Origin of the sequence: Streptomyces sp. NBC_01408 (assembly GCF_026340255.1) — a bacterium.
In the GTDB taxonomy this organism is placed as follows: domain Bacteria; phylum Actinomycetota; class Actinomycetes; order Streptomycetales; family Streptomycetaceae; genus Streptomyces.
This window is the reverse complement of record NZ_JAPEPJ010000001.1, coordinates 4,068,963-4,090,543: the sequence shown is the minus strand read 5'-3', so window position 1 is coordinate 4,090,543 and position 21,581 is coordinate 4,068,963. Positions and strand designations below refer to the sequence as shown.

20 protein-coding genes are annotated in these 21,581 nt (G+C 71.3%); 4 read left to right on the top strand and 16 right to left on the bottom strand.

The window, feature by feature from the left end; translation table 11 throughout:
• Positions 1-92: 92 nt before the first annotated feature.
• From aroQ to OG447_RS18600, 10 genes are all read right to left on the bottom strand, one after another.
• Positions 93-533, bottom strand: coding sequence for a type II 3-dehydroquinate dehydratase (gene aroQ, locus OG447_RS18645; RefSeq protein ID WP_266937902.1), 441 nt, complete (start codon positions 531-533; stop codon positions 93-95).
• Positions 530-1,621 (bottom strand): 3-dehydroquinate synthase, encoded by a 1,092-nt coding sequence (aroB, locus tag OG447_RS18640; RefSeq protein ID WP_266937901.1) that lies wholly within the window; start codon positions 1,619-1,621, stop codon positions 530-532. Before aroB ends, aroQ begins: the two co-directional genes overlap by 4 nt.
• Positions 1,618-2,136: a shikimate kinase gene (locus tag OG447_RS18635; protein ID WP_323181784.1), complete on the bottom strand. Its 519-nt coding sequence runs from the start codon at positions 2,134-2,136 to the stop codon at positions 1,618-1,620. The genes aroB and OG447_RS18635 overlap by 4 nt, the downstream gene beginning before the upstream one ends.
• Positions 2,133-3,317 (bottom strand): chorismate synthase, encoded by a 1,185-nt coding sequence (gene aroC, locus OG447_RS18630; protein WP_266937900.1) that lies wholly within the window; start codon positions 3,315-3,317, stop codon positions 2,133-2,135. Before aroC ends, OG447_RS18635 begins: the two co-directional genes overlap by 4 nt.
• Before the next feature lie 177 nt (positions 3,318-3,494).
• A complete protein-coding gene (locus OG447_RS18625) occupies positions 3,495-4,316 on the bottom strand; it encodes a shikimate dehydrogenase (RefSeq protein ID WP_266937899.1) in 822 nt (273 codons plus the stop codon).
• A gap of 6 nt (positions 4,317-4,322) precedes the next feature.
• Positions 4,323-6,053, bottom strand: coding sequence for an endolytic transglycosylase MltG (mltG, locus tag OG447_RS18620; RefSeq protein WP_266937898.1), 1,731 nt, complete (start codon positions 6,051-6,053; stop codon positions 4,323-4,325).
• Between the two features lie 128 nt (positions 6,054-6,181).
• A complete protein-coding gene (gene ruvX / locus OG447_RS18615; protein WP_266937897.1) occupies positions 6,182-6,652 on the bottom strand; it encodes a Holliday junction resolvase RuvX in 471 nt (156 codons plus the stop codon).
• Positions 6,653-6,654: 2 nt separating this feature from the next.
• Entirely contained in the window at positions 6,655-9,324 is a 2,670-nt protein-coding gene (gene alaS / locus OG447_RS18610; protein WP_266937896.1) for an alanine--tRNA ligase, read from the bottom strand.
• Positions 9,324-9,677 carry a DUF6167 family protein gene (locus tag OG447_RS18605; RefSeq protein WP_266937895.1) on the bottom strand — a complete coding sequence of 118 codons (354 nt, stop codon included), beginning with the start codon at positions 9,675-9,677 and terminating at the stop codon, positions 9,324-9,326. The genes alaS and OG447_RS18605 overlap by 1 nt, the downstream gene beginning before the upstream one ends.
• Before the next feature lie 8 nt (positions 9,678-9,685).
• Positions 9,686-10,114 (bottom strand): DUF948 domain-containing protein, encoded by a 429-nt coding sequence (locus OG447_RS18600; protein ID WP_266937894.1) that lies wholly within the window; start codon positions 10,112-10,114, stop codon positions 9,686-9,688.
• 146 nt (positions 10,115-10,260) lie between these two features.
• Here OG447_RS18600 and OG447_RS18595 point away from each other — a divergent pair, with 146 nt between their 5' ends.
• Positions 10,261-12,495 (top strand): AAA family ATPase, encoded by a 2,235-nt coding sequence (locus tag OG447_RS18595; protein ID WP_266937893.1) that lies wholly within the window; start codon positions 10,261-10,263, stop codon positions 12,493-12,495.
• A 116-nt stretch (positions 12,496-12,611) separates the two neighbouring features.
• Here OG447_RS18595 and rpsD read toward each other — a convergent pair whose 3' ends face one another.
• A complete protein-coding gene (rpsD, locus tag OG447_RS18590; RefSeq protein ID WP_008740451.1) occupies positions 12,612-13,223 on the bottom strand; it encodes a 30S ribosomal protein S4 in 612 nt (203 codons plus the stop codon).
• A gap of 286 nt (positions 13,224-13,509) precedes the next feature.
• On the opposite strand from rpsD, the gene OG447_RS18585 reads away from it, so the two are divergent.
• Positions 13,510-14,187 (top strand): DUF2470 domain-containing protein, encoded by a 678-nt coding sequence (locus OG447_RS18585; protein ID WP_266937892.1) that lies wholly within the window; start codon positions 13,510-13,512, stop codon positions 14,185-14,187.
• Here the strand turns inward: OG447_RS18585 and OG447_RS18580 are convergent.
• The 5 genes from OG447_RS18580 to OG447_RS18560 all read right to left on the bottom strand — a co-directional run bounded on the left by OG447_RS18580 (position 14,181) and on the right by OG447_RS18560 (position 19,096).
• Entirely contained in the window at positions 14,181-14,879 is a 699-nt protein-coding gene (locus OG447_RS18580) for an HNH endonuclease family protein (protein WP_266937891.1), read from the bottom strand. The genes OG447_RS18585 and OG447_RS18580 overlap by 7 nt on opposite strands.
• 100 nt (positions 14,880-14,979) lie before the next feature.
• A complete protein-coding gene (locus OG447_RS18575; RefSeq protein WP_266937890.1) occupies positions 14,980-16,332 on the bottom strand; it encodes a replication-associated recombination protein A in 1,353 nt (450 codons plus the stop codon).
• Between the two features lie 40 nt (positions 16,333-16,372).
• Positions 16,373-16,990 carry a vitamin K epoxide reductase family protein gene (locus OG447_RS18570; RefSeq protein WP_266937889.1) on the bottom strand — a complete coding sequence of 206 codons (618 nt, stop codon included), beginning with the start codon at positions 16,988-16,990 and terminating at the stop codon, positions 16,373-16,375.
• 119 nt (positions 16,991-17,109) lie between these two features.
• Positions 17,110-18,372: a histidine--tRNA ligase gene (gene hisS, locus OG447_RS18565; protein WP_266937888.1), complete on the bottom strand. Its 1,263-nt coding sequence runs from the start codon at positions 18,370-18,372 to the stop codon at positions 17,110-17,112.
• A 10-nt stretch (positions 18,373-18,382) separates the two neighbouring features.
• Complete coding sequence (locus OG447_RS18560; RefSeq protein ID WP_266937887.1) at positions 18,383-19,096, bottom strand: MBL fold metallo-hydrolase; 714 nt, start codon at positions 19,094-19,096, stop codon at positions 18,383-18,385.
• A gap of 153 nt (positions 19,097-19,249) precedes the next feature.
• On the opposite strand from OG447_RS18560, the gene OG447_RS18555 reads away from it, so the two are divergent.
• Both OG447_RS18555 and OG447_RS18550 read left to right on the top strand, forming a co-directional pair.
• Positions 19,250-20,032, top strand: coding sequence for a peptidylprolyl isomerase (locus OG447_RS18555; RefSeq protein WP_266937886.1), 783 nt, complete (start codon positions 19,250-19,252; stop codon positions 20,030-20,032).
• A 262-nt stretch (positions 20,033-20,294) separates the two neighbouring features.
• On the top strand, positions 20,295-21,524 hold the full coding sequence (locus tag OG447_RS18550; protein ID WP_266937885.1) for a DUF349 domain-containing protein: 1,230 nt from the start codon (positions 20,295-20,297) through the stop codon (positions 21,522-21,524).
• Positions 21,525-21,581 lie beyond the last annotated feature (57 nt).

Below are 21,581 nucleotides of genomic sequence, written 5' to 3'. Positions count from 1 at the left end.
ACGTTATATGACCCGGGGGGCCGTACCGTCCACCAGCACCGGCTACCTGCACCGGCGGCCGCCACCGCCCGCCGTCACCGCCCGGCGGAGCCTCAGCCCGAGACCTCGTCCGCCAGCGCGCGCAGCGCCAGCCGGTACGAGCCGATGCCGAAGCCCGCCACCGTACCGGTCGCCACCGCGGCGATGACCGAGGTGTGGCGGAACTCCTCGCGGGCGTACGGGTTCGAGATGTGCACCTCGATCAGCGGAGCGGTGCGCTGCGCGGCCGCGTCCCGCATCCCGTACGAATAGTGCGTGAAGGCCCCCGGGTTGATCACCACGGGGATCTTCCCGTCTGCCGCCTCGTGGAGCCAGCGGATCAGTTCGCCCTCGTCGTTGGTCTCGCGGACCTCGACGTCGAAGCCGAGCTCCTCGCCCACGGCCCGGCAGCTCTCGACGAGTCCGGCGTACGAGGTGGCCCCGTACACGTCGGGCTCGCGCGAGCCGAGCCGGCCCAGGTTGGGGCCGTTCAGCACCAGGACCTGGCGGCTCACGCCGACACCTCGCCGTACGCTGCGACCAGGTGCGCCGGGTCGGGCCCCTCCAGGACGGTGGGCTTGCCCAGTCCGTCCAGGACGATGAAGCGCAGCAGGTTGCCGCGGGACTTCTTGTCGACCTGCATGGTCTGGAGCAGCTTGGGCCACTGGTCGCCGCGGTAGGTCAGCGGCAGGCCGACGGCGGCCAGGATCTCGCGGTGGCGGTCCGCCGTCGCGTCGTCGAGCCGCCCGGCCAGCCGGCCGAGTTCCGCGGCGAAGACCATGCCGACGGAGACGGCCGCGCCGTGCCGCCACTTGTAGCGCTCGTTCTTCTCGATGGCGTGCGCGAGGGTGTGGCCGTAGTTGAGGACCTCGCGCAGTCCCGACTCCTTGAGGTCGCTGGAGACCACGTCGGCCTTGACCTGGATGGAGCGCACGATCAGCTCGGCGGTGTGCGGGCCGTCGGGCGTACGGGCCGCCTGCGGGTCCTCCTCGATCAGTTCGAGGATCTTCGGGTCGGAGATGAATCCGGCCTTGATGATCTCGGCCAGGCCGCTCACGTAGTCGTTGACCGGCAGCGAGTCCAGGGCCGCCAGGTCGCACAGCACCCCGGCGGGCGGGTGGAAGGCGCCCACCAGGTTCTTGCCCTCGGCGGTGTTGATGCCGGTCTTGCCGCCCACGGCCGCGTCCACCATCGCCAGGACGGTGGTCGGCACGGCGACCCAGCGCACCCCGCGCAGCCAGGAGGCCGCGACGAAGCCCGCGAGGTCGGTGGTGGCTCCACCGCCGACGCCGACGATGACGTCGGTGCGGGTGAAGCCGGACTGGCCGAGCGCCTTCCAGCAGTAGGCCGCGACCTCGATGGTCTTGGCTTCCTCGGCGTTCGGCACCTGGATGGCGACGGCCTCGTAGCCCTGTGACGCCAGGTCGTCGCGCAGCGCCTCACCGGTCGAGGCGAGCGCCTCGGGGTGGATCACGGCGACCCGCTGGGCCTTCGTACCGATCAGGGTGCCGAGTTCGCCGAGCAGCTGCCGGCCGACCAGCACGTCGTACGGGTCGTGGCCGGCGCTTCCGCCGACGTGGATCCGCGTCACCTGGTCTGTCATACGTCCTTCAACTCCAGAGCGTCGAGGATCGCCTGGGCGACCTCTTCGGGGGTGCGGTCGTCGGTGGCCACCACGACGCGCGCGACTTCGGTGTACAGGGGGCGCCGGGCGTCCATCAGCTCGCGCCACTGGCGGCGCGGGTTGACGGCCAGCAGAGGGCGCGCGGCACCGAGGCCCACGCGCCGCACGGCTTCCTCGACGTCCATCGACAGGTAGACGACGGGCAGGCCGGTGAGCAGCGCGCGGGTGCCCTCGTCGAGCACGGCGCCGCCGCCTAGGGCGAGGACTCCGGTGTGCCCGGCGACGGCGGCGGCGACCGCCTGCCGCTCCAGCTCGCGGAAGTACGGCTCGCCCTCGTCGACGAAGATGTCGGAGATCTCCCGGCCCTGGGCCGCGACGATGTCGGCGTCGGTGTCCCGGTAGGGGACGCCGAGCCGCTCGGCCAGCAGCGAGCCCACCGTGGACTTGCCGGACCCCATGGGGCCGACGAGGACGACCAGTGGTCCGCGCGTCACCGGATCTGCAGGTTGTCGAGGTAGGACTGCACGTTGCGGCGGGTCTCGGGGACCGAGTCCCCGCCGAACTTCTCGACGACCGCGTCGGCCAGCACGAGCGCGACCATGGCCTCGGCCACGATGCCCGCGGCCGGCACGGCGCACACGTCGGAGCGCTGGTGGTGGGCCACCGTCGCCTCACCGGTCGCCACGTCGACGGTCGCCAGCGCGCGCGGCACGGTCGCGATGGGCTTCATGGCGGCCCGGACGCGCAGCAGTTCGCCGGTGGTCAGACCGCCCTCGGTGCCGCCGGAGCGGCCGGAGGTCCGCTTGAGGCCCTCGGGGGTGGAGACGATCTCGTCGTGCGCCTTGGAGCCGGGCACGCGGGCCAGCTCGAAGCCGTCGCCGACCTCGACGCCCTTGATGGCCTGGATGCCCATGAGCGCGGCGGCGAGCCGGGCGTCGAGACGGCGGTCCCAGTGGACGTGCGAACCGAGCCCGACGGGGACCCCGTAGGCGAGGACCTCGACGACGCCGCCGAGGGTGTCGCCGTCCTTGTGGGCCTGGTCGATCTCCGCGACCATCGCCTTGCTGGCGTCCGCGTCGAGGCAGCGCACCGGGTCGGCGTCGAGCTTCTCGACGTCGGCGGGGGTGGGGTAGACGCCGTACGGGGCCTTGGCCGCGGCCAGCTCCACCACGTGCGAGACGATCTCGATGCCGGCGGCCTCCTTGATGAAGGACCGGGCGACGGCGCCGAGGGCGACCCGGGCGGCCGTCTCCCGGGCGCTGGCGCGCTCCAGGATCGGGCGGGCCTCGGAGAAGCCGTACTTCTGCATGCCCGCCAGGTCTGCGTGACCGGGGCGGGGGCGGGTCAGCGGCGCGTTACGGCCGGTCTCCTTGAGCAGCGAGGGGTCGACCGGGTCGGCCGACATGACGATCTCCCACTTCGGCCACTCGGTGTTGCCGATCATGACGGCGATCGGCGAACCCTGCGAGAGCCCGTGGCGGACACCGCCGAGGAAGGTGATCTCGTCCTGCTCGAACTTCATCCGGGCACCGCGGCCGTAGCCGAGCCGGCGCCGGGCCAAGTGGTCGGCCACCAGCTCGGTGGTGACCGGGACGCCGGCGGGAAGCCCCTCCAGGGTCGCCACCAGCGCCGGTCCGTGCGACTCCCCGGCGGTCAGCCAACGCAACCTGCTCAACGATGCTCCTCATGCTCGCGCCTGATACAGCGACGGCGCGATCGGGTGCGCGGCCCGGACCCGCCGTACCCGATCCTCCCATGTCCGGGCCGCTGCACCGGGCCCCGGTCCACTAATCGGACGGCTTGTCCATCAGGTGACCCACCGGGGAGCCGCGTACGGACCCGGCCGGGGGTGCTACCGGGCGGCGAGGGCCCGTTCTCCCGCGGCCCTCATGGCGGCGAGCGGTCCGGGCCGGCCGGTCATCTGCCCGACCTGGAGCACGGCCTGGTGGACCAGGAGGTCCAGTCCGCCGACGACCTTGCCGCCGCGCTCGGACCAGGCCGCCGCGAGGGCGGTGGGCCAGGGCTCGTAGAGCACGTCGAACAGGGTTCCCGCCGCTTCGGGTACGGCCGGGGCGAGGGCGTCCGTCGTCCCGGCCGGGGTGGTCGCGATGACGAGCGGCGCGGCCAGCGCCTCGGCCGCGAGCGACCAGTCCGCCGTCCGGACCTGGACGCCGAGCCGTTCGCCCCACTGCCGCATCTCGTCGGCGCGGGCGGGCGTACGGACGTACGCGGTGACCTCGCCGGAGCAGATCCGCGAGAGCGCGGCCAGCGCCGAGGAGGCGGTGGCGCCCGCGCCGAGGATGGCGGCGGAGGGCACCTTCTCGACGCCGCGCTCGTGGAGCGCGGCGAGGATGCCCGGGATATCCGTGTTGTCGCCGAGGCGGCGGCCGTCCTCGGTGAGGACGACGGTGTTGACCGCCTCGACCGAGGCGGCGGTGTCGCTGATGCCGTCGAGCAGCGGGATGATCGCCCGCTTCAGCGGCATGGTCAGCGACAGCCCGGCCCACTCGGGGCCGAGGCCGGTGACGAACTCCGGGAGCGCGGCCTCATCGACCTCGAAGCGGTCGTACGACCAGTCGTCGAGGCCGAGCTCCTGGTAGGCGGCGCGGTGCAGCACCGGTGAGAGGGAGTGCTCGATGGGCGAACCCAGCACCGCGGCCCTTATCCGTGACATTTCGTGCTATCCGCCGTTCTTCTGCTTCTGCCGCTCCTGGAACTCATCGGCGAGCCTCTGGTGTTCCTCGTAGGTCTGGGTGAAGGTCGTCGTCTTCCCGTCGACCGACACGAAGAACATCCACCCGCCGTGGTCGGGGTTGAGCGTAGCGGTCAGGGCTTCCGCGCCGGGGTTCCCGATCGGGCCGGCGGGCAGTCCCCTGATGAAGTGCGTGTTGTAGGGGTGGTCGAGCGCCCTCGCCTCCTTCATCGAGAAGTTGAGGTCGCTCGTGCCCTTGATGTAGTTGTACGTCGAGTCGAACTCGATCCGCTGGTTGGTGACGTCGTTGGTCTTCTTCATCCGGTTGTAGACGACCTCGGCCATCTTCCGGAAGTCCTCGTGGTTCTTGCCCTCGGCGTTGACGAGGCTGGCGACCGTGACCACCTGGAGCGGATTCTCCAGGCCCAGTTCCTTGGCCTTGCCCTCGATGCCCAGCTCGCTGTACTTGTCCGTCGCGTTCTTGACCATCTGCTTGAGCAGGGACTCGGGCGTGCTGTCCTTGCTGACGTCGTAGCGCGCCGGGAAGAGGAAGCCTTCCAGCGGGTCCATCAGGTTCTTGTTGTTGCCCGCCCAGGCCGGCAGGCCGAGGTTCTTGCCCTCGCGCTTGGCGATCTCCTCGGTGGTGCCCTCCGGCTTGCCGAGCCGTTTGTCGATCGCCTTGTAGACCTCGGTGTTGCGCTTGCCCTCGGGGACCGTGATGACCATCAGCTTCGAGGGGTCGGTCATCAGCGTGACGGCGGCCGCGGCGGACATCTTCTTCTTGAGCGGGTAGACGCCCGGCTGGATCGTCTTGCCCTTGGGGTTGATGCCGGCCGCCGTGGTGAAGGCCTCCACGCTCGCCACGATGCCGTGCTTCTTGAGGATGTTGCCCATCGTCGCCAGGGAGGAGTCCTTGGGGATCTCGACGTCGACGGTCTCACCGACGCCCTCACCCGTGAAGTCCTCGGCCGTGGCGAAGCGGTCCTTGAGGTAGGTGTAGCCGTAGTAGCCGCCACCTCCGACCACGCTCACGATGACGAGGGACGCGATCAGGCAGGCGGCGCCGCTGCGCTTCTTCTTGCCCTTGCCGCCCTTCGACCGGCCGGGCCGGCGGCCGCCGGGCTCGTCACCGTCGTCGGAGTCCCGGCCGTCGTCGGAGAGCAGCGAGGCCTCGGGCTCCTCCTCCACCAGATCGGCCGGGTCCGGCTCCAGGTGGCGCCGGTCCGGCGGCGTCGGCGGCGGGTACGCCTCGGGCGTGCTGTACGGGTCGGGGGCCTCGCCGGGGTAGCCCACCACGGTCTGCTGGGCGTACGGGTCCGCCGCCACGTAGGGGTCGGCCTGGACGGCGGCGGCCATGTACTGCCCCTGGCCGGTGTCCCAGAGCTGGCCGTCGTACACCGGCTGCTGGGGGTGGACCTGCTGCTGGGCATGGGCCTGCTGCTGGACCTGGGGCTGCTGCGGGGCGTAGCCCTGCTGCCCCGCGTACTGCTGGTACTGCTGCTGCTCGGTGTACTGCGGCTGCGGCTGCTGCGGCTGCTGCGGGTACTGAGCGGGGTACTGCTGCTGGTACTGCGGCTCCTGCGGATACTGCTGCTGCGGGTCGCCGCCGTAGGGCGGCTGGCCCTGCTGGGTCTGGTGCGCGGTCCACCCCTGGTCCCCGTACAGGGGATCCTCGGGGTGCCACGGTTCGGAGCCACGGCCCCGGCCATACTCAGTCATCGGTCCCCTAGAGCCGCGAGACGAAGGCCACGGATTCCGTCTGCCGTGACACCCGGTTCCGCCTCTTTAGTGGTGGGCGACGGCTGTTCGAATGCCGTCTCATCGCGCGGAACGTTACCGTATCGCGATCAGACAACCACTTCGACGCACTCACCAGGCGGATTACCTGATACCCGTTCGGTCTCAAGAGCGTTCTGGAGGATCACCACCGCGGCCGCCTGGTCGATGACCGAACGGCCCTTCTTGGCGTTCTTCCCGGCGGCCCGCAGACCCTGGGCGGCGGTGACCGTGGTCATCCGCTCGTCCACCAGCCGGACCGCGACCGGCTTGATGCCCTTGGCGAGTTCCGTGGCGAAGGTGCGGCACTTGGCCGCGGCAGGCCCCTCCCGTCCGCTGAGCGAGCGGGGAAGGCCGACCACGACTTCGAGCGGCTCGTACTCCTCGACGAGCTGCCGCAGCCGCCTGTGGGCGGCCGGGATGTCACGTCCCGGCACGGTTTCGACCGGTGTGGCCAGCACCCCGTCGGGGTCGCACGAGGCGACCCCGATCCGGGCGTCACCGACATCGATCGCGAGACGGCGGCCGCGGCGCAGGGTCATCGTCAGGCCGTCTCTACGACGAGGCGCTCGACCGCGGCGATGGCCTCCGGCACGGCGGCCGGGTTCTGGCCGCCGCCCTGGGCGACGTCCGGCTTGCCGCCACCGCCGCCACCGAGGGTCTTGGCGGCGGCGCGGACCAGGTCACCGGCCTTGAGGCCGCGCTCGCGGGCCGCCTCGTTGGTGGCGATGACGGTCAGCGGACGGCCGCCCGCCACGGTGAACAGGGCCACGACGACGGGGCGGTCGCCCTGGATGCGGCCGCGGACGTCGAGGACCAGCTTGCGCAGGTCGTCGGCGCCGGTGCCGTCCGGCACCTGGCCGACGACGAGGGCGACGCCGCGGATGTCCTGGGCGTTCTCGGCGAGACCGGCGGCGGCCTGGAGGACCTTCTCCGCGCGGAACTTCTCGATCTCCTTCTCGGCGTCCTTCAGCTTGCCGAGCATGGAGGCGATCTTCTCCGGCAGCTCCTCCGGACGGCCCTTGACCAGCTCCTGGAGCTGGGCGACGACCGTGTGCTCCTTGGCGAGGAAGTTGTACGCGTCCACGCCGACGAGGGCCTCGACGCGGCGCACGCCGGAGCCGATGGAGGACTCGCCGAGCAGCTTCACCAGACCCAGCTGGGAGGTGTTGCCGACGTGGGTGCCGCCGCACAGCTCCTTGGAGAAGTCGCCGATGGTGACGACGCGCACGCGCTCGCCGTACTTCTCGCCGAACTCGGCGATGGCGCCCTGCTTCTTGGCCTCGTCGATGCTCATGATCTCGGCGGTGACGTTCAGCTCGCGGGAGAGCACGTCGTTGATCTTCTGCTCGACGTCGGTCAGGACCGTGCCGGGGACGGCGTTCGGCGAACCGAAGTCGAAGCGGAAGCGGCCGGGGCTGTTCTCCGAACCGGCCTGGGCGGCCGTCGGGCCCAGCGCGTCGCGCAGCGCCTGGTGGGTCAGGTGGGTGGCCGAGTGGGCGCGGGCGATGGCCAGGCGGCGCTTGACGTCGATGGCGGCGTACGCGGAGGCGCCCACCGTCACCTCGCCGACCTGGACGGAGCCCTTGTGCACGGAGACACCGGGGACCGGCTGCTGGACGTCCCGGACCTCGATCACGGCGCCGGAGTCGAGCTTGATGCGGCCCTGGTCGGCGAGCTGGCCGCCGCCCTCGGCGTAGAAGGGGGTGCGGTCGAGGACGACCTCGACCTCGTCGCCCTCGGAGGCGGCGGGCGCGGGGACGCCGTTGACCAGCAGGCCGACGATGGTGGACTCGCCCTGGTTGGTGGCGTAGCCGGTGAACTCGGTGGCCCCGGCGCTGTCGGCGATCTCGCGGTACGAGGAGACGTCGGCGTGGCCGGTCTTCTTGGCCTTGGCGTCGGCCTTGGCGCGGTCGCGCTGCTCCTGCATGAGGCGGCGGAAGCCGGGCTCGTCCACGGAGAGGCCCTGCTCGGCGGCCATCTCCAGGGTGAGGTCGATCGGGAAGCCCCAGGTGTCGTGGAGCAGGAACGCCTTGTCGCCGGAGAGGACCTTGCCGCCGGCGGCCTTGGTCTCGGTCACAGCCGTGTCGAGGATGTTGGTGCCACCCTTCACGGCCTTGAGGAAGGCGGCCTCTTCGGCGAGGGCGACGGTCTCGATGCGCTTGCGGTCGGTGATCAGCTCGGGGTACTGCTGCCCCATCGTGTCGATCACGACGTCGACGAGGTCCTGGACGACCGGACCCGTGGCGCCCATGAGGCGCATGTTGCGGATGGCGCGGCGCATGATGCGGCGCAGCACGTAGCCGCGGCCCTCGTTGCCGGGGGTGACGCCGTCGCCGATGAGCATGACGGACGTGCGGATGTGGTCGGAGACCACGCGCATCGACACGTCAGTGCCCTGGGCGGCGCCGTACTGCACGCCGGTCAGCTCGGTGGCCTTGTCCATGACCACGCGCAGGGTGTCGGTCTCGAACAGGTTCTGCACGCCCTGCAGGATCATCGCGAGACGCTCGAGGCCCAGACCGGTGTCGATGTTCTTCGAGGGCAGGTCGCCGAGGATCGGGAAGTCCTCCTTCCCGTCGCCGGCGCCGCGCTCGTACTGCATGAAGACCAGGTTCCAGATCTCCACGTAGCGCTCGTCGTTGACGGCCGGGCCGCCCTCGACGCCGAACTCCGGGCCGCGGTCGTAGTTGATCTCCGAGCACGGGCCGCAGGGACCCGGGACGCCCATGGACCAGAAGTTGTCCTTCTTGCCCAGGCGCTGGATGCGCTCGGCGGGGACGCCGATCTTCTCGCGCCAGATCTGCTCGGCCTCGTCGTCGTCGAGGTAGACCGTGATCCAGAGCTTCTCGGGCTCAAGGCCGTAGCCACCGTCCGCCACGGAGCTGGTCAGCAGCTCCCAGGCGTACTTGATGGCGCCTTCCTTGAAGTAGTCGCCGAAGGAGAAGTTGCCGCACATCTGGAAGAACGTGCCGTGGCGGGTGGTCTTGCCGACCTCTTCGATGTCCGGGGTGCGGACGCACTTCTGCACGCTGGTGGCCCGCGGGGCCGGGGGCTTGGTCTCGCCGAGGAAGTACGGCTTGAACGGGACCATGCCCGCGTTGACCAGCAGCAGAGTCGGGTCGTCCGCGATGAGCGACGCCGAAGGGACAACGGCGTGACCGCGCTCCTCGAAGAAGCTCAGCCAGCGGCGGCGGATTTCAGCCGACTCCATCAGTGGTCCTCATTCCGGTTGTACGAAAACTTCGGTCGGGGGGTGGTCTTGTCGTGCGGGTCGTGCGCGATGGCCCGCAGCCGCCGCTGCCCGGGGAGGGCGGTGACGTTGTCGGGCCGGTCGGGGTCGCTGTGCAGCCCCAGTGCGTCGTTCAGCTCGTCCTCGCGCTGCGTCATTCCCGCCTTGACGTCGAGGGCGAAGTCCTTGAGGCGGTGGCCCGCCTCCACCGCCTTGTCGGCGGCCTGGGCGGCGAGGCTTTCCGGCGTCAGCTTCTTCAGCTGGCGGTTGACCTTGGTGGTGGCCCACACGCCGGCGGCGGCGCCTGCGGTGAACCAGAAGGCTCGGCGGAACATCGGCGGTCTCAGCCCTTCTGCTTCCGGCGCCGGGCCGCCGGCACCGTACGGCCGACGATCACGGTGCGTCGGGAGGTTTTCGCGGGTACCTCTTCCGTCCGGCCGAGGGCCTTGCGGACCCCGTAGCCGAAGGCCGCGACCTTGACCAGCGGTCCGCCGAAGGCGGAGGCCACGGTGGAGGACAGCGCGGAGGCGTTGGAGGTGACTTCCTGGACGTCGCTCGCGATGGCGTCGACCCGGTCGAGCTGGGTGCGCGCGGAGCGGACGGTGGTGGAGGCGTCGGCGAGCAGCGGGACGGCCTGGTCGGTCACGTCGGCCACCAGCTTGGTGGTCGCCTTCAGCACCTGGGCCAGCCTCACCAGCACCACCGCGAGGAAGGAGACCAGGATGGCCCAGAAGACGGCCACGAGGATCCCGGCCACCTCTCCACCGGACACGTCACACCGCTCTCTGTCTGTACCTGCACCGCTTGAAGATTTGCCCTCCGACCCTATCGCGCCGGAGATCCCCGGCTGTACCGGAATTCCGAGGTCGGAGGATCGCGTTGTACGCAGCGCGTGCGGACCAGTACTCTCCGTGTCCCATGCGACAGAGACCCCTTCGAGACACCGCCGGGGGCAATCTTCCCTCGGAGCTGAACCGGTTCGTCGGGCGGGGTGGCGAACTCGCCGGACTGGCGCGGCTGCTGGAGTCCTCCCGGCTGGTCACGGTGACCGGGGTGGGCGGTGTGGGCAAGTCCCGGCTGGTGCTCGCGGCGGCCCGGTCGCTCGCCGAAGGGGCGGGCGCGGCGGACCCGGCCCGGGAGGACGCGCAGGAACGCTACTGCGACGGGATCTGGCTGGCCGAGCTGGCCACCGTACGGGACCCCGCGCTGCTGGAGTTCGCCCTGGCGGAGGCGCTCGGGCTGACCGACCACACGACCCGGCCGCCCCGGACGGTACTGGCCGAGCACCTGGCCGGGCGGCGCCTGCTGCTGGTGCTGGACGGCTTCGAGCAGCTGGTCGAGGAGACGGCCGGGCTGGTACGGGAGCTGCTGCTCCGCTCCCCCGGCCTGCGGGTGCTCGCGGCGGGCCGGCGTCCGCTGGACCTGGCCGGGGAGCGGACCTTCCCGCTGGCCCCGATGGCCGCGGAGGAGGCCCTGGAGCTGCTGGCGGAACGGGCCGCCGAGGCCGATCCGGCCTTCGCGGTGACGGGGGCGAACCGGGCCGCGCTGGCGGAGGTGTGCGCCCGCCTGGACGGGATCCCGCTGGCCCTGGAGCTGGCGGCGGCCCGGCTGCGGGTGCTGTCCGCCGCGCAGGTGCTGGCCCGGCTGGAGGACCGCTTCGCACTGTTGGCGGGCGGCCCCCGCGGGGCGCTCCCCCGGCACCGGACGCTGCGCACGGCGATCGGCTGGAGCCACGAGCTGTGCACGCCCGGGGAGCGGCTGCTGTGGGCGCGGCTGTCGGTGTTCGCCGGCCTGTTCGACCTCGACGCCGCCGAGTACGTGTGCGCGGGCCCGGACCTGCCCGTGGAGGATGTGCTGGACCTGGTCGGGGAGCTGCTCGCCCAGTCCCTGCTGGTCCGGGAGGACACGGCCGCGAGGGTCCGCTACCGGATGCTGGAAACCGTACGGCTGTACGGGGCGGGCTGGCTGGAGTCGACGGGTGACGCCCGGCGGCTGCGCCGGCGCCACCGGGACTGGTACATGGGCCTGGCGACGTGGTGCGAGCTGGACTGGTTCGGCCCGCGCCAGCAGGAGGTGGCCGCGCTGGTGGAGGCGGAGCTGCCGAATCTGCGGCTCGCGCTGGAGTGCTGCCTGGAGGAGCCGGACGAGGTCCACCTGGGCCAGTACCTGGCGGGCACCCTCTGGTTCTACTGGGCGGGATGCGGGCGGCTGACCGAGGGCCGGCACTGGCTGGACCGGACCCTGGAGCCGGGAGCCGGCAACCCCGGCCCGGGTTCCGGGCCCGCGGAGGGCGCGTACGAGAGCTCGCGGCTGAAGGCGCTGTGGGTGCTCGGCTACGTCGCGGCACTCCAGGGGGACTCGGTGGCCGCGATGAGCGCCCTGTACGAGTGCCGGGACGGGGCGGCGCAGACGCGCAACCCGGTGGCGGCGGCCTACGCCGTGCACCGGCTGGGCTGTCTGGCACTGGTCTCCGACGACATGGCGCGGGCCCGGGAGCTGCTGGGTTCGGCGCTGGAGCGGTACCGGGAGGCCGGGGAGCTGAACAGCGGCGTGCTGATGTGCCAGGTGGAGCTGGCGATGGCGCTGGCCTTCCAAGGGGAACTGGCGGGCGCTCTCTCGCTGTGCGAGGAGGTCCGGGACATCTGCGAGGAGCGCGGGGAGCGCTGGACCAAGGCGTACGCCCTGTACGTCCTCGCGTACGCGGCCCTGGACGCGGGGGCCACGGCCGAGGCGCGGCGGCTGCTGACCGAGTGCGTGGAGATCAACCACACCTTCCGCGACCTGGTCGGGCTGGTGCTGGCGCTGGAGCTGCTGGCCCTGGTCACGGTCGCCGAGGGCCATCCGGCGGAGGCGGCGGTGCTCCAGGGGGCGGCGGAGGCGATGTGGGACGGGGTGGGGCTCCAGCTGTTCGGCTCGGGGTACTTCAACGCCCCGCGGCTGATGTGCCAGGAGCGGGCGGGCGAGCTGCTGGGCGCCGAGCGCTACGCGGCGTACGCCGCCGAGGGGCGGGAGCTGAGCCGGGAGGCGCTCGTCGTGCGCGCACGGCGCGCTCCCGGGGAGCGGGGCGCCGCGGACTCCGCGCGGCGGGTGACGGGCCGGGGCGGGCTGCGCGGACCTCGGGCGCAGCGCCGGGCGGCGGCGGACCAGCCCTGACGGCCGTGCGGCCCTGGCGGCCCTGTCCGCCGCGGCAACGGCACCTGGAACGCGGAAAACCCGCCGCCCCCCGAGGGGGACGGCGGGCTGACCAGCCAGTTGAGACTAGGCCTGCATCAGCGGGCGTAGTACTCGACGACGAGCTGCTCGTCGCAGATGACCGGGATTTCCTTGCGGTTCGGGTCGCGGTCCAGGCGGAAGGCCAGGGCCTTCAGGTTGACCTGCAGGTAGCGCGGGGTCTCGCCCTCGCCTGCGTAGCCACCCTCACGGGCAACCTGGAACGGAACCTTCTCGCGGCTGCGCTCGCGCACGGTGATGACGTCGTCCGGGCGGACACGGAACGACGGCTTGTCGACCTTGTCGCCGTTGACCTCGATGTGGCCGTGAACGACCATCTGGCGAGCCTGGTAGATGGTGCGGGCGATGCCCGAACGCAGGACCAGGGCGTCGAGGCGACGCTCGAGCTCGACGACCAGCGCCTCGCCCGTCTTGCCTTCGGCCTTCTTGGCGCGGTCGTACGCGCGGGCCATCTGACGCTCAGAGATGTCGTACTGAGCGCGCAGACGCTGCTTCTCCAGCAGACGAACCTTGTAGTCCGAGTTCTGCTTGCGGCCACGGCCGTGCTCGCCCGGCGGGTAGGGGCGGGCCTCGAAGTACTTGACGGCCTTCGGGGTCAGCGCAATGCCGAGGGCACGCGACTTCTTGACCTTGGGTCGCTTCTGGTTCACGTGGAACCTACCTCCATGTAAGTTAGGTGAGGCTTACCTTAGCGAGGAGGACGTAATGTCTCGACCACATGGGATCCCCCTGCCCAGTGCGCGTCGAAGTTCAGATTCCAACGAAACGGAATCTGCTTTCGACGACGATAAGCAAGGTCAGCCGCGTCCCAGGGAAGGCGTTCGGCAGCTCACCGGAGCCGAACGCGTACGAACCCTCGTAGAGTCCAACGCCTCAGTATCCCTCACCCTGCCGGGTGCTCGTGACAGCCAGGCACTCGACGAGTTCGGGACAGGGATGCCGGTCGCACGGACCGTCACCCCGGACGGGGACGTGATTCTCCTTGTTTCCGGGGAATCCGCGGCTGCCAGGGCAGCCGCTCACGCCCAGGACGACGACCTCACCGCCGTGATCGAGATCACGGATGTGGCGCCGGTGTCCGTGCCCCATCGTATCCGAGGCCGCGCATGGCTGGCCGGGTGGCTCACGCCGGTGCGCGGGAGCGACCGCGCGGCCTGCGCGGCACTGCTCGCGGAGCGCCGGCCGGTGGGCGAGCTGCTGGGCATGGCGGAGTCGCTGGAGCCCCCGTACGCCGGACGGCCGGCCTGGATGATGCTGCGCCTGGAGGTCGGCGAGATATCGGTGGACGACCTGTGGGGCGCCGAGCACGTCGAGCCCGAGGCCCTGGCCACGGCGGAGCCCGACCCGATGTCCCCGCACGAGGCGGAGCTGCTCCAGCACCTGCACACGGCCCACGGCGACCGCCTCGGCGAACTGTGCGGGCTGCTGGGATCGCGGGGTGCGGACGCCATGACCGCCGTCCCCCTCGCCCTGGACCGCGTGGGCCTGCGGGTCCGCTTCACCGGCGGCGCCGCCGGCGCGTTCGACGTCCGCTTCGACTTCCCGGAGCCGGTCGCGGACATCTGCGGCCTGCGCCGGGCGATGCACACCCTGTTCTCGGCGGCGTCTCACTGAGGGCAGGCCGCCAGCAGCTCCTGCAGGGCGAGCTTCTCGGGCGCCGTCACGGACAGCCGGTACTTGGCCTTGATCCCCGTGTACCGGCGCCCGTACTCGCACCAGTACTCCCGCCGCGGCGGCTTCCACTTGTCGGCGGTCCTGCTGCCCTTGTCGTAGTTGGTCTGCTTGTCCACGGCGAGCAGGACGTCGAGGTCGTTGGCGTACTCCAGCCTGCGCTGCGGCGTCCAGCCGTACGCGCCGCCCCGCCAGGCGGCGCCCAGCGCGACCACGTGGTCGGTCTGGATCTGCGAGGCACGCCGGTAGGTGTACGGGAGTGCCTTGCCGGTGTACGGATCGTGCAGCACCCCGGACAGCACGACGCAGGGGTTGCGGTCCCCTTCGCGCAGCTCGCTCAGGTCCCGCCGCAGCACGTCGTCGCGGGTGTCACAGCCGTTGCGCCCGCCGACGGCGTCGGTCTCGTCGGACCAGTACCTGCCGAAGTTCTCCCGCTTGTACGTCTGCCAGTTCTTGCCCCACTCCACCTTCAGCCCGGCCAGCAGGGTCCTGGCGGCGGCCGCGTCCGGCGGGAACCCGGCACCGGCGAGCGGCACCCGGGCCAGCGCCCTCGGCGCGCGGGGCCCGGCCTCGTGGTGGCAGCCGCTGAGCAGCAGCGCGACCGTCACGGCGATGAACGGAGCACGGCGACCCATGATCGGAGCCTAGCCACTCCGGCGCCGCCGGGGGCAATCCAGCCCCGCCGGCGTTTGAGGCGCGGGGTCCGGGGCGGAGCCCCGGCTACGGCGCCGCAGGTCAGGACCCGCCGCGCAGCCGCTCCCGCACCTTCTCCACCACGTCCGCGTACCGCGCCTCCGCCCCGTACCGCGTCGGCTCGTAGTACCGCTTCCCGTGCACCGCATCCGGCGCGTACTGCTGCGCAGCGATCGCGCCCGGCACGTCGTGCGGGTACACGTACCCCTGCGCGTGGCCCAGCTTCGCCGCGCCCTTGTAGTGGCCGTCCCGCAGGTGCGGCGGAACGGTACCCGCCAGCCCCGCCCGTACGTCGGCCAGCGCCGCACCGATCGCGGTCGTGGCCGTGTTCGACTTCGGGGCCAGGGCCAGCGCGATCGTCGCGTGCGACAGCGTCAGCGCGGCCTCCGGGAAACCGATCAGCGCCACGGCCTGGGCCGCGGCGACCGCGAGGGGCAGGGCCGTCGGGTCGGCCAGCCCGATGTCCTCGCTCGCCGAGATCATCAGCCGCCGGGCGATGAACCGCGGGTCCTCCCCCGCGTCGATCATCCGCGCCAGATAGTGCAGCGCCGCGTCCACGTCGGAGCCGCGGATCGACTTGATCAGGGCGCTCGCCACGTCGTAGTGCTGGTCGCCGTCCCGGTCGTACCGGACGGCCGCCCGGTCGACCGCCTCCTCCACCGTCTCGAGGGTGATCTCCCCCTCGCCCTTGGCGATGGCCGATCCGGCGCCCGCCTCCAGCGCCGTCAGCGCCCGCCGGGCGTCGCCCCCGGCGATCCGCAGCAGGTGCGCCTCCGCGTCCGCCGGGAGGGTGACGGCTCCACCGAGGCCCCGCTCCTCGGTCAGGGCCCGGCGCATCAGCGCGCTCAGGTCCTCGTCCGTGAGCGGTTCGAGGGTCAGCAGCAGCGACCGCGACAGCAGCGGGGAGATGATCGAGAAGTACGGGTTCTCGGTGGTCGCCGCGATCAGCGTCACCCAGCGGTTCTCCACGGCCGGCAGGAGCGAGTCCTGCTGCGCCTTGCTGAAGCGGTGGATCTCGTCCAGGAAGAGGACGGTCTCCTTGCCGTAGCCACCGGCCGCGCGGCGCGCGCCCTCGATGACCGCCCGTACCTCCTTGACGCCCGCCGTGATGGCGGACAGCTCCACGAACCGCTTCTGCGTGGCCTGGCTGACCACGTACGCGAGGGTGGTCTTCCCGGTGCCCGGCGGCCCCCAGAGGATCACCGACGAGGCACCGGCCGGGCCGCCGGCCCCGTCCCCGACCAGCCGCCGCAGCGGTGATCCGGGCTTCAGCAGGTGCTGCTGGCCGACGACCTCGTCCAGGACGCGCGGACGCATCCGGACGGCGAGCGGAGAGCTCGCGGGGTCCTTCTCCTGGCGGTCCTCGGCGGCGGCGGTGAAGAGGTCTGGTTCCACACCGGAAGCCTATGCGAGCCCACCGACAGGGCGGCCGCCGTCAGGAGGTCCAGAAGTCCCACCAGCGCGTGAGGATCAGCATGCCGATGATCCCGATGTGCAGTACGGGCAGCACCCAGGTGAACTCGTCGAAGAAGCCCCGCAGCCAGCCGGGCGCGGGCAGGATGCCCTGCCGGACGTTGTGCGAGGTCACGTACCAGAACATGATGATCGTGGCGACCCAGGCCAGGCAGCACCACAGGCAGAGCGAGTTGATGTTGTACAGCGACTGGTACATCAGCCAGGCGCAGAAGACGACGCCGAAGAGCATGCCCGCGTTCAGCGTCAGCCAGTACCAGCGGGCGAACCGTGCCCCGGCCAGCAGGCTCATGCCGACGCAGACCACGATCCCGTAGGCCACCAGCCCCAGCATGGGGTTGGGGAAGCCGAAGACGGCCGCCTGGTCGCTCGTCATGATGTTGCCGCAGGAGACGATCGGGTTCAGGCTGCAGCCGGGAACGAAGTCCGGGTCCTCCAGCAGCTTGAACTTGTCTATCGTGATCACCCAGGCGGCGAGCAGGCCGGCCGCCCCCGTGATCACCAGCAGCAGGGCCAGGGCCCGGCTGCCTCCGACCGTCGTCCTCGGGGCGGTGTCCGCGTCCGTACCTCGTGTCGTCATCCCGCCCGCTCCACATCTGCAAGGTCAACAAGCACCGGCCATTGTGCCGCATGTGCCTGTGAACGGACGGGGCCGGGGAAAGATCCCCGGCCCCGACGCGTACTCCCGTACCGCGGCCGTCAGGCCAGGCGGGCCTGGACGGTGGCGATCAGGTCGGCGACGGCGACGGCAGTCTGCTCCCCGGACTCCATGTCCTTCAGCTGGACGACGCCCTCGGCGAGGTCGCGCTCGCCCGCGACGACGGTCAGTACCGCACCCGACCGGTTGGCGTTCTTCATGTGGCTCTTGAGGCCCTTGGAACCGTACGAGAAGTCCGCCGCGACGCCCGCCTTGCGCAGCTCGGTGACGGCCCCGAACAGCACCTTGCGGGCCTCGTCGCTCAGGGCGATCGCGAAGACGCTGGTGGCCGCCGGGATGTCCAGCTCGACGCCTTCGGCCTCGAGCGCCAGCACCGTACGGTCCACGCCCAGCGCCCAGCCGACCGAGGGCAGCGCCGGTCCGCCGATCATCTCGGACAGGCCGTCGTAGCGGCCGCCGCCGCCCACCGCGGACTGCGAGCCCAGACCGTCGTGGACGAACTCGAAAGTGGTCCGCGTGTAGTAGTCGAGCCCGCGCACCAGCTTCTCGTCGTCCTCGAACACCACTCCGGCGGCGGTGATCAGCTCACGGACCTCCGCGTGGTACGCCTTGCAGGCCTCGCACAGGTAGTCCCGCAGCATCGGGGCACCGACCAGCTGCTTCTGAACGGACTCGCGCTTGTCGTCGAGGACGCGCAGCGGGTTGATCTCCGCCCGGCGCAGGGTCTCCTCGTCGAGGTCCAGCCCCCGGAGGAATCCCTGGAGGGCCTCCCGGTAGACGGGACGGCACTCCGCGTCGCCGAGCGAGTTCAGCAGGATGCGGAAGTTGCGCAGGCCCAGCGAGCGGTACGCCTGGTCGGCCAGGATGATCAGCTCGGCGTCCAGCGCCGGGTCCTCGGCACCGATGGCCTCGGCACCGACCTGCGAGAAGTGCCTGTACCGGCCCTTCTGGGGACGCTCGTAACGGTAGTACGAGCCGGAGTACCAGAGCTTGACCGGCAGGCCGCCGGCCTTGTGCAGGTTGGCCTCCAGCGCCGCGCGCAGCACGGAGGCGGTGCCCTCCGGACGCAGGGCCAGGTTGGCGCCGCCCTTGGTCGTGAGGGTGTACATCTCCTTCGTCACGATGTCGGTGGACTCACCGACACCTCGGGCGAAGAGGTCCACGTCCTCGAAGCCGGGCGTCTCGACGTATCCGTAGCCGGACTTCCGCAGCGGGCCGGAGATGGCCTCGCGGACCGCCAGGTACTTGGCCGAGTACGGCGGGATCAGGTCGTACGTGCCCTTGGGGGCCTTGAAGGTGCTCACGAAACTCTCGTCACATTCCTCGTCGTGGAGCGGCGGTGGGGCCCGCTGCCAGGCCGGCGGCGACCTCCCGCAGGTACGGGTTGGTCGCGCGCTCACGGCCGATGGTGGTCTGGGGACCGTGGCCGGACAGCACCACGGTCGAGTCGTCGAGCGGCAGGCACACGCGGGCCAGCGACTCGAGCATCTCGGCGTGGGAGCCGCCGGGCAGGTCGGTGCGTCCGATGGAGCCGGCGAAGAGCAGGTCGCCCGAGAAGAAGACCGCAGGTACGTCGGCCAGCTCGGGCATCCGGAAGGTCACCGACCCCCTGGTATGCCCCGGCGCGTGCGCCACCGAGAAGTCCATTCCGGCCAGCTTCAGTCCGGCGCCGTCGGTGAGCTCGCGGACGTCGTCCGGCTCGCCCACGGTCAGCTCGCCCATGAGCGGCATCCCGATGGAGCGGCCGAGGGCCTTCTCCGGGTCGCTCATCATGTAGCGGTCCTCGGGGTGGATCCAGGCCGGTACGTCGTGTGCTCCGCACACCGGGACCACCGAGGCCACATGATCGATGTGGCCATGGGTCAGTACGACCGCGACGGGCTTGAGCCGATGCTTCTTCAGCGTCTCCTCGACACCCTGGGCGGCCTGGTGGCCCGGGTCGATGATGACGCACTCCTCGCCTGCGGCGGGGGCGACCACGTAACAGTTGGTCCCCCAGGCCCCGGCGGGGAACCCGGCAATCAGCACGTTCGTCCTCAATCGTCGTCCGGCGGGAGGCTGCGGATCGGAATGCAGCTGCTCAGAGCCTACCGGCGCCGCTCATTACACAGCTAACCCATATACGGTACGGGCTAGCCCAGCCCGGACAGCGGTACCAGACACGTACAAGGAGACGACCCGGTGGTCACGAGCGATCAGCGTCGGCGACAGCTCGCCAGGGAGAAGTACGAGCGCCAGGAGAAGCGCCGGGCCGAGGCCCGGCAGAAGACGCGCCGGCGTATGGCGGTGATCGGTGCGGCGGTGGCCGTGGTGGTCGCGACGCTGGTCGGCCTCATCGTGGGCGGCGTCTTCGACTCGGACAAGAAGGACCAGGCGGCGGACCCGTCGGCGAGCCCGTCCGCCGAGCCCACGCCGAAGCAGTCCCCCTCGCCGGAGATGGCGATCGACCAGAAGGCGAAGTACACCTTCGCCCTGAAGACCGGCGCGGGCGACATCAACTTCGCGATGGACGCGGCGAAGACCCCGCAGACGGTCAACTCCTTCAAGTCGCTCGCCGACAAGGGGTACTTCGACAACACCAAGTGCCACCGGCTGACGACCGCCGGGATCTACGTACTCCAGTGCGGCGACCCGGAGGGCACCGGCCGGGGCGGCCCCGGCTACACCATCCCGGACGAGAACCTGGACTCCCTGGGCAAGCCGAACGAGCAGGGCCAGGTGACGTACCCGGCGGGCACGGTGGCCATGGCCAACACCGGGCAGCCGGGCTCGGGCGGCAGCCAGTTCTTCCTGGTCTACAAGGACAGCCCGCTGGCTCCGGGGTACACCCCGTTCGGCAAGATCGACGCGGCCGGCCTGAAGGTCCTCGAGGACATCGCCAAGGCCGGAACGGCCGACGGCGGCCAGGACGGGGCGCCGAAGAACGAGGTGAAGATCGAGAAGGGCACGGTCACCCAGGGCTGACCGCCCGCGGCGGCCCGGAGCCGCGGCCGGCGTCCCCCATCCTCAGGGCCTGTCTTTGGGGTGAGGCCGGGCCCGCGGTGTCCGGTGCCGCGCCTCACCCCAAAGACAGGCCCTGCGTCGATATTCCGTCGTGCGGGATGCGGACAGCCGGCCCGGCGGTCGCCTATGTTGGCGTTGTGCAGGGCGGGCGCGGCCCGCCCCAGGAAACTGTGGACGATGCCCGGGGGTGAACCCCTCACAGGCATCAGGTGGAGGAGGCGCTGTGAGCAGCGACCCGTGGGGCCGAGTCGACGAGACGGGCACCGTGTACGTGCGTACTGCCGAGGGCGAGAAGGTCGTCGGCTCGTGGCAGGCGGGCACCCCCGAGGAGGCCCTGGCCTATTTCGAGCGCAAGTACGAGGGCCTGGTGGTCGAGATCGGCCTCCTCGAAAAGCGGGTGCGGACCACTGATCTGTCCGCCAAGGACGCCCAGACGGCGATCGACCACCTGCGTACGCAGGTCGAAGAGCACCACGCCGTGGGTGACCTCGACGCGCTGCGCGTCCGGCTGGACAAGCTGGTGGCGACCGTCGAGTCCCGGCGTGAGGAGCGCAAGGTCCAGAAGGCCAAGCAGACGGACGAGGCCCGTGCGGCCAAGGACGCGCTGGTCGTCGAGGCCGAGCAGCTGGCGCAGAGCGACCAGTGGCGCAGCGCCGGCGAGCGGCTGCGGGCCCTGGTGGACATCTGGAAGGGTCTGCCGCGCCTGGACCGCAAGTCGGACGACGAGCTGTGGCACCGCTTCTCGCACGCCCGCTCCGCCTTCTCCAAGCGCCGCAAGGCGCACTTCGCCTCGCTGGACGCGCAGCGCGAGGATGCCCGCAAGGTCAAGGAGAAGCTGGTCGCGGAGGCCGAGTCGCTGTCGAAGTCGACCGACTGGGGTCCGACGGCGGCCCGCTACCGCGAGCTGATGGCGGACTGGAAGGCGGCGGGCCGGGCGCAGCGCGAGTCCGAGGACGATCTGTGGAACCGCTTCCGCGGTGCCCAGGACGTGTTCTTCGCGGCCCGCAGCGAGGTCTTCGCCGAGCGTGACGCCGAGCAGGTGGAGAACCTGAAGCTGAAGGAGGAGCTGGCCGACGAGGCCGAGAAGCTCGTCCCGATCACGGACCTGAAGGCGGCCCGTGCCGCGTTCCGCTCCCTCAACGAGCGCTGGGAGGCCATCGGCCACGTGCCGCGGGACGCCCGGCCGAAGGTCGAGGGCCGGATGCACACGGTGGAGCGGGCGATCCAGGAGGCCGAAGAGGGCGAGTGGCGTCGTACGAACCCGGAGGCGCGGGCCCGTGCGGCCGGTCTGACGGGGCAGCTCCAGGCGGCGGTCGACAAGCTGCGCGGCCAGATCGACGCGGCCCGCGCGGCGGGCAACAACACGAAGGCCGACAAGCTGTCGCGTGAGCTGGAGGGCCGCCAGGCCCTGCTGGACCAGGCGCTGAAGGGCCTGGAGGAGTTCGGCGGCTGAGTGGCGCCGGACCCGCTGGACGCGGTCACGGGAAGGGCCCCGGTACGGATCTCCGTA